Origin of the sequence: Peribacillus sp. CSMR9, from assembly GCF_033141925.1 — a bacterium.
Classification (GTDB): domain Bacteria; phylum Bacillota; class Bacilli; order Bacillales; family DSM-1321; genus Peribacillus; species Peribacillus simplex_A.
Map to the genome: position 1 here is coordinate 1 of NZ_JAOPHO010000140.1, position 3,549 is coordinate 3,549.

Annotated in this window: 4 protein-coding genes; 1 reads left to right on the top strand and 3 read right to left on the bottom strand. The window is 39.1% G+C overall.

Annotation, left to right across the window (positions count from 1 at the left end):
- Positions 1-129: 129 nt before the first annotated feature.
- Both N9I19_RS24200 and N9I19_RS24205 read right to left on the bottom strand, forming a co-directional pair.
- Positions 130-540 (bottom strand): disulfide oxidoreductase, encoded by a 411-nt coding sequence (locus N9I19_RS24200; protein ID WP_317779251.1) that lies wholly within the window; start codon positions 538-540, stop codon positions 130-132.
- Between the two features lie 3 nt (positions 541-543).
- Positions 544-1,239: a DsbA family protein gene (locus N9I19_RS24205; protein WP_317779252.1), complete on the bottom strand. Its 696-nt coding sequence runs from the start codon at positions 1,237-1,239 to the stop codon at positions 544-546.
- A 335-nt stretch (positions 1,240-1,574) separates the two neighbouring features.
- Here N9I19_RS24205 and N9I19_RS24210 point away from each other — a divergent pair, with 335 nt between their 5' ends.
- Positions 1,575-2,009 (top strand): Rrf2 family transcriptional regulator, encoded by a 435-nt coding sequence (locus tag N9I19_RS24210; protein ID WP_061465201.1) that lies wholly within the window; start codon positions 1,575-1,577, stop codon positions 2,007-2,009.
- A gap of 109 nt (positions 2,010-2,118) precedes the next feature.
- Here N9I19_RS24210 and N9I19_RS24215 read toward each other — a convergent pair.
- On the bottom strand, positions 2,119-3,549 hold a 1,431-nt coding region (locus N9I19_RS24215; protein WP_317779253.1), incomplete at its 5' end, for an SH3 domain-containing protein.

Sequence of the window (3,549 nt, forward strand, 5' to 3'; positions counted from 1 at the left end):
ATATATTCCGGTTTTCGATGATATATTCCGGTTTTCGATGATATATTCCGGTTTTCGATGATATATTCCGGTTTTCGCCGATAAAAAAAGCACCATTCCCTGTAGAGTTGACAAAGAATGGTGCTTTTTTCAAATATGGCGGTTCTTCCGCATTAGCAGTCCCATACAGATAGTAATGAGAGTAAAAGCAATAAAAGCCAAAAACGGAATCGTGATGAAGCCTAACCAATTAATATACTCGCCGGAGCAAGGAACACCACTTTGGCACATTTCGAAATGCTGTAGTGCTGGAATTTTTTGCAGACTATAGTGATACCCTGACACCAACATGCCCAAAATCGATAATGGGAGTATGTATCGATGGATTTTCAGGTCCTGCTCATAAAAGGACCGGCCCAATAAAATAACGAGCGGGTACATCAAGATCCTTTGATACCAACAAAAGGTACAAGGTACATAATGGAGAACCTCACTAAAATAGAGACTTCCAGCAGTGGCAATGATTGATAGGATCCACGAAAATAATAATGGCTTGTTCATCAACTATTTCTCCTTCGCTGCATCATCAACCATTTTCACTAAATCATCGATTGTATTTCCTTCAAACTTCTTGCCATTAACAAATAAGGAAGGTGTTCCAGAAACGCCTAATTCGTCGGCAATCTTCATATCCTTGTTCCATTGGTCCTCAGAATTATCGGCTTTAAAAGAGGAAACGACCTTTTTCACATCTTTGTCATTTGCGATTTCTTTCAATGTATCTTCTAGGAATTTGTCCGTAAACACATCTTCCTTTTCATATTTCGGGTCATCTGGCTGCTTATCGTACAACAGCTCATGAAATTTCCAAAAGGTATCATTTCCTAATTCTTGATAAACACTTTCCGCAAATTTAGCGGATCTAATTGAATCGACGTTAATGAACGAATAATTCATGAAATAAAATTGTGCTTTTCCAGTATCAATCAATTCACTTTGTATAGAAGGAAAGAACTTCTCCTCGAATGTCTTACACACTGGACATTTATAATCACCAAATTCCACAATTTGAACAGGAGCCGATTTTTCTCCCAAATAGGGCTGTGATTTATAATCCATTTCAGATACAGCGGTATCTGTATCTTTGTCTTTCCCATTCGCTAAAAATATAAAGCCAATAATGATTACAGCGATTAACCCTATGATCCAAAACATGAATGCAGAAGATTGTTTTGGATTACCCTTTTTTTTATTAGCCATCATATACCTCCATCTGTTGTAGTTGTTTAGAAATTCCTTATACAGCCATAATGGACCTATAAGCACCATTATGGCCGATTTCAGTTCCCCCCTCCTATATGCCTCTCACCTGTAACTGATTCATTTACACGTAATAATATAAGTTTCACTATGATGTTTGTCAATTACACATACCTTTTATTTTTGCTACTTCTTAACGGCGTTACTTGACAGGGTAAAGGTTAATGGATAAATATTATTCTTGCACCCTCAATTATAACTTGTAACTACTTGAATTACATGTTAAATAATTTATACTATATAAGAATAGAGATTTTAAAGGAGAGAAAAAAGAGATGTCCATCAGTACCCGCTTTTCCGTAGGAATCCATATATTATCTCTTTTAGAAATAAATAAAGAAGGCGTTAACACTTCTGATTTTATTGCAAAAAGTGTAAACACCAACCCAGCATTAATCAGAAAAATCACCGGCATGCTGAAGAGTGCAGGTTTAGTCAACGTTCGTCCAGGTATTGCCGGAGCGACATTGGCCAAGGAATTATCGGATATTACTTTACTTGATGTTTACCAGGCTGTTAACGTTGTATCCGATAAAGAGTTATTTGGAATCCATGAAAATCCTAATCCAGCATGCACTGTTGGAAGAAATATACAAAATACGATAGAACCCATCTTTTCAGTTGCTGAACTTGCCTTGGAAAAGGCATTGGGAGTGGTAACGATCGAGGATGTCGTTAAGGATATTTTAGAAAAGGATAAAATGAAATAATCAATGCTTCATTTTATCCTTTTCGTCGATATGAAGCTTTTTTCGAGCGGGAAGTTGGTTTTAAAAGCAAAAAACACATGAGTCGGTCTCTGTGTTTTTTGCTTCTTTCTTATTTGTACTTAGGAACTTCAATCGTCAATTTATAGGAATCTAATAAACTATACAAATTATAAATCTGTTTCACTTGTTTTGTTGCCCAGCCAATGTCAGTAGCATACTGGTGTGTAGCATATCCATATTTCTCTGCAGCTATAGGATTCCATCTCATTTTGTATAGCGTGTCCTGTCCAGCAGAGATATATCCTTTGGCGATAAATTCGGCTCCGCCTATGATGGCCGCTTCCGGAGTGAACCAGCCTGCATTATATGCGTATTGAGCGCCGCTGCTTAACGCTGTTCCGTCAAAAGCCCCCACTCCATACATATTATAGACCGTTTTCCCGTTCACCTTAACTCCAGTCGCCAACGGTGAAGTGCCATTCCCGGTTTCCAGCAAAGCATGTGAAATCAGGTAGATTTCATTCACCCCATACTTTTCCCCAGCCGAAGTGAAGGTTGCAGCTTGGCCTTGTAAAATCCCTTTACCTGAAAGGATTCTATCATTCACTTCAGAAACGTTCATGTTGGTGACTTGGGAGAGCTTAACGAACTGGAACGATTTGACTGGATCATTCACAAAATTATCCGGATTGAGATTATATTCTATATCTTCCGGGCTGGCATTTACCCATGTCTTTTTATAATCCACCTCATACCAATAGTATCCGTCAGTGCCCATGACTTTTGATTTGATATTCAATGATTGATAATTGCTGACAGCACCGACTACCCAATAATTAGATCCAGCTCCGCCCCTGACACGCCATCCAGTTCCTTTTACCGTACCTTTTGTTGGATTGATTAACGTTAACCCATCCTCTCGTATGTAGGTTTTATACGTTTTATCCGTTTGACCATTCACGGCCATTTGGATTTCAACCATCTTGTCCATCGTAAGATTGTACTCTTTATCGATCCTGATTATCGATCCATTAGAACTCCCTGGAACTTCCGGCGCTTTGGCTGTTAAATATTGCGTACTTACATATCCCGTTTTTCCATTAGCTGTGACTCTTGACCAGCCATTAGACTCAGAATATACATTTACGGCCGTATTGTTTACAAGCTTGGCAATAATCGAAGCGGAAGCTGATGCAGAAGAGCGCATATTCAGACTGGAGCCATCATTCACATTTACATATTTAACTAACGTGGTTTCTTCTTCGTCTGGATTCGGATCCGGGCTTTCCGGTACAGAACCAGGCTTCGTTTCTGATAGATATTGCGTACTGACGTAACCTTCTCCGCCATACGCTATAATTTTTGACCAGCCATTTGATTCCGAGATGACTTCTACCTCTGCACCCTTGGCCAATTTCACAATGATGGAAGCACTTTCTGACGGTTTATTCCGCATATTCAGAGAACCAGAGCTTACATTTACATATTTCGTCGTCGTTTTTTCAGGTATGATTGGATTGGGAGCCGTTCCTGGCTTCGT

Excerpts from the sequence above, each read along its gene's own strand:
- N9I19_RS24200 (WP_317779251.1), bottom strand. The coding sequence starts at position 540 with ATGAACAAGCCATTATTATTTTCGTGGATCCTATCAATCATTGCCACT.
- N9I19_RS24205 (WP_317779252.1), bottom strand. The coding sequence starts at position 1,239 with ATGGCTAATAAAAAAAAGGGTAATCCAAAACAATCTTCTGCATTCATG.
- N9I19_RS24210 (WP_061465201.1), top strand. The coding sequence starts at position 1,575 with ATGTCCATCAGTACCCGCTTTTCCGTAGGAATCCATATATTATCTCTT.